At 72.0% G+C, this 3464-nt stretch carries 3 protein-coding genes; all 3 read right to left on the reverse strand.

Going from position 1 to position 3464, the window contains the following annotated elements; translation table 11 throughout:
* Window positions 1-270, reverse strand: a 270-nt coding sequence (locus PLZ73_12655) for a sulfatase-like hydrolase/transferase (GenBank protein HOO78724.1), incomplete at its 3' end; no start/stop codon positions are given.
* Entirely contained in the window at window positions 267-1733 is a 1467-nt protein-coding gene (locus PLZ73_12660) for a sulfatase (protein ID HOO78725.1), read from the reverse strand. The genes PLZ73_12660 and PLZ73_12655, both read right to left, overlap by 4 nt.
* Window positions 1734-1840: 107 nt before the next feature.
* A partial coding sequence (locus PLZ73_12665; GenBank protein HOO78726.1) for a VCBS repeat-containing protein occupies window positions 1841-3464 on the reverse strand: 1624 nt, incomplete at its 5' end.

The following is a 3464-nucleotide window of genomic DNA, read 5'->3' on the forward strand; positions in this document are numbered from 1 at the left end:
GACCCCGTGGACCGGGGGGTAGAGGGAGGTGAAGATGGACATGTGGGAGGGGGCGGTGGTGGGGGCGGGGGCGACGGCGTCGGCGAAGAGCACGGATTCGGCGGCGAACCGGTCGAGGGCGGGGCTGGTGGGCCGTTCGTAGCCGTAGCACCCCAGGTGATCGGCCCTCAGGGTGTCGACGGAGACGAGCACCACCGGCGCCGGAGCCTCCCGCCCGCAGCCGGCCGCGGACACCGCGGCCGCCGCCAGGAGCCAGCGCGCCGCCCTCACTGGACGTACCCCAGAGCGCGCAGCTGCCGCACCCGCTCGGGGGAGAGCGCGGCCCCCCGCTCCGATCCGCCCGCCACCAGCTTCTGGCGCCAGGCGCGGTTCTCCTCCACGATCTCCCGGGCGCGGCGGCGCAGATCGGCGGCGAGCTCCGGCTTTTCCGGGGCCAGGTTCCGGCGTTCCCCGACGTCGCCGGCGCCGAAGAGCCACTCCGGGGTGCGCCCCCGGGACTGGCTGGAGTAGGTGTAGCCGCCGCGGGAGAAACGGACCGAGTGCAGGGAGCCGGAGAAGCTGACGGGGCTCCCCTCGAACCCGCCGTCGCCTCGGACCAGGGGCAGGAGGGAGCGTCCCTGGACCTGGGGAAGCTCGTCCTTCAGGCCCAGCCAGTCGGCGACGGTGGGGAAGATGTCGAACGACTCCACCGGCCGCTCCACGCTGTGCCCGGCGAACCGCCCCCCGGGGAACTTGACGATCAGGGGCACGTGGAGGGTTTCGCGGAAGAGGTGGGAGTGCAGGATCCCCCCGTGCTCGAGAAACTCCTCCCCGTGGTCCGCGACCAGGACGACGAGGGCGTCGTCGTAGATCCCCTCTTCCCGGAGGAGGTCGACGATCCTCCCGAAGACGGCGTCGGCGAAGAGCACGCCCCCGTCGTAGAGGGCGAGGTACTGGCGCAGGTGCGCGGGGTTTCCGGGGTCGGCCTTCCCGAAGAACTGGGCGCGGACCCCGGAGAATTTCACGGAGAAATCGAGGTCCTCCGCGCGCCGCGGCAGCCCCGCCACGGGGTCGCCGAGGAATTTCTGCCGGTACTCGTCGGGCCCCTTGACGTAGGGGTCGTGGCAGAGGTAGTGGTGGAGGAAGAGGAAGAGGGGCCGGCCTTCCCGGCGGCTCTCCCCGATCCGGTCCCGGAGGGCCTCCTCGATCGGGGCCAGGCTCTCCAGAGTGGGCCGGTAGCGGCCGCCGTCGTTTTCCCAGAAGAGGAAGTCGTCGCCGTAGTAGTCGAACCCCCGATCGAACCCGAGTTCGCCGGCGACCTGGCCGCCGCCGGTCAGCCCCACGGTCAGGTAGCCGCGGTCGTGGAGGAACCGGGGGAGGGTGACGAGGGCGTCGTCGAGGGCCGCCGGCTCGCGGTCCTTCCGCTCGTAGTTGACGACGCGGTGGACCGGAGGATAGAGGGAGGTGAAGATGGACATGTGGGAGGGGGCGGTCAGGGGGGCCTGGGCGATGGTTTCGGCGAAGCGGACCGCTTCCCCGGCGAAGGCGTCGATGCGGGGGCTGGTGGCGCGTTCGGCGCCGTAGCATCCGAGCCGGTCGGCCCTGAGGGTGTCGATGGAAAAGAGCACGATCGGCGGCCGGGCCGAGGGACCCGGTTCCCCGGGGCCGGCCCCGCCGCCGCACCCGGCCAGGACCGCGGCCAGGAGGCCGGGACCGGAGCGGAACCGGAAAAACTGTCGGCGAAAGCTGTTCATGCGCGCTGGGCTCGGGCGAGTATAGCACAAACCGGTCGCGCCGCCGAGGGCGCCGCGGGGGAGGGGGCCCGGCCCCCGGCGTCGCCGCCGGGGGCCGGGCCGGGGGGTCAACGGGTGACGGGGACGTCGCCCGGGCGCCCGAAGTAGGCCGCTCCCAGGCCCCGGATGTGCCAGGAGGAACGGTACTTGCGGTAGACGGCCGGGAGGTCGGTCCCGGTTCCGGTGTAGTCGGCGGGAACCGGAACGTCGCCCGTTTGTCCGTAGAAGAACCGGGTCAGGCCCCGGATGAGCCAAGTCCCGGACGCGGGCCGGAAGACGGCGGGGAGGTCGGCCCCGCCCGCGAAGGCGGCGTAGGCCGGAATGTCCCCGCTGCGGCCGAAGTAGAAGCGGCTGATCCCCTCGAGAGCCCAGAGGCCGTTGGCGGCGCGCCAGACGGCGACGTCGGCGGTTCCGTCCCCGTCGTAGTCGGCGGGAACGGGCCGGTCGCCGGCGGCGCCGAAGTAGGCCTTGCCCAGGTTCCGGAGGATCCAGGTCCCGGCGGAGGGCCGGAAGACGGCCCCGTCGACGCTGCCGTCGCCGTCGTAGTCGGCGGGGACGGGCACGTCGGCGGCGCCCCCGAAGTAGAACCTGGTCGTCAAGCGGACCGACCAGAACCCGGACGCGGGCCGGAAGACGCCGCCCAGGTCGGTTCCGCTCCCGTCCCAGTCCCCCGGGACCGGGACGTCCCCGGCCTGTCCGAAGTAGCCCGAGCCTTCGCCCATGACCGCCCAGAGGCCGGTCCCGGGCCGGAAGACGGCGATCTCGTCGGTGCCGTCGCCGTTGTAGTCGCCGGAGCGGAAGACCGGCTGGGCCGGGGTGGGGCCGGGGGCGGGGAAGTCGCCGCAGGTGACCCCCTCGTAGTCGCTGCCGTAGCTGAGCTGGTGGGGGTTGCAGACGTAGTAGACGTCGGTCCCCGGAGCCCACTGGAGGTTCCAGAGGCGGTTGTTGACCTCGGGGACGTTCTTGTTCCCGGTCACGCCCCAGAGCTCCCCGTCGCAGCCGAAGCCGAGGCCTTCCATGTCCTGAACCCGGACGCCGATGATGGGGCAGTAGATCGCCCCCACCACCGTCTGCTGGCCGGAGACGGGGTCGATGACGGCGATGAGGTCGCCCTTGCCCCGCTCGTTGACCACCGCGTAGAGGGTGAGGTCGGAAGCGAAGGCGATGTCGTCGATGTCGCGGTGCTCGGGTTCGGCCTGGACGACCAGGTAGTCGTCTCCGGCAAAGGCCCCGTAGATGGGGAGCCCGGTGGCGGTGTCCACCTGGATGAGGAGGTCGTAGCTGTCCCGGCGGACGCTGGCCCAGACGGTCCCGGTCTCGGGGTTGGCGGTGAGCCCGTCCACGTCCTCGATCTCGATCGTCCCCAGGGCGCCGTGGACCGTTCCCAGGGGGACGGGGTAGGAGGTGAAGATCCCCGAGACCAGGTCGAAGGTGCCCAGGTAGTTGTAGTTGACCCCGTAGAGGGTGTCGTCGGAGTGGTCGTAGATGATGGCCTCCACACCGGCCGTCCCGGTGGTGGAGCCGAGGGGCTGCTCCAGGGTGGCGGGGTCGAAGTCGAAGGTGTCGACGGCGGAGAGGAGGTTCTTATACAAGCCGTCGGGGCCGTTCTGGGCGATGACGTAGCAGCGGCAGGCGGGAGTGGCGGTGACGGCGGGGGAGGGCGTGGCCGCGGGGGAGGGAGTCGCGGTCGGG

The organism is bacterium, assembly GCA_035380285.1.
In the GTDB taxonomy this organism is placed as follows: domain Bacteria; phylum Auribacterota; class Erginobacteria; order Erginobacterales; family DAOSXE01; genus DAOSXE01.

Coding starts and splice junctions, on each gene's coding strand:
- PLZ73_12660 (HOO78725.1), bottom strand. CDS start 1,733: ATGAACAGCTTTCGCCGACAGTTTTTCCGGTTCCGCTCCGGTCCCGGC.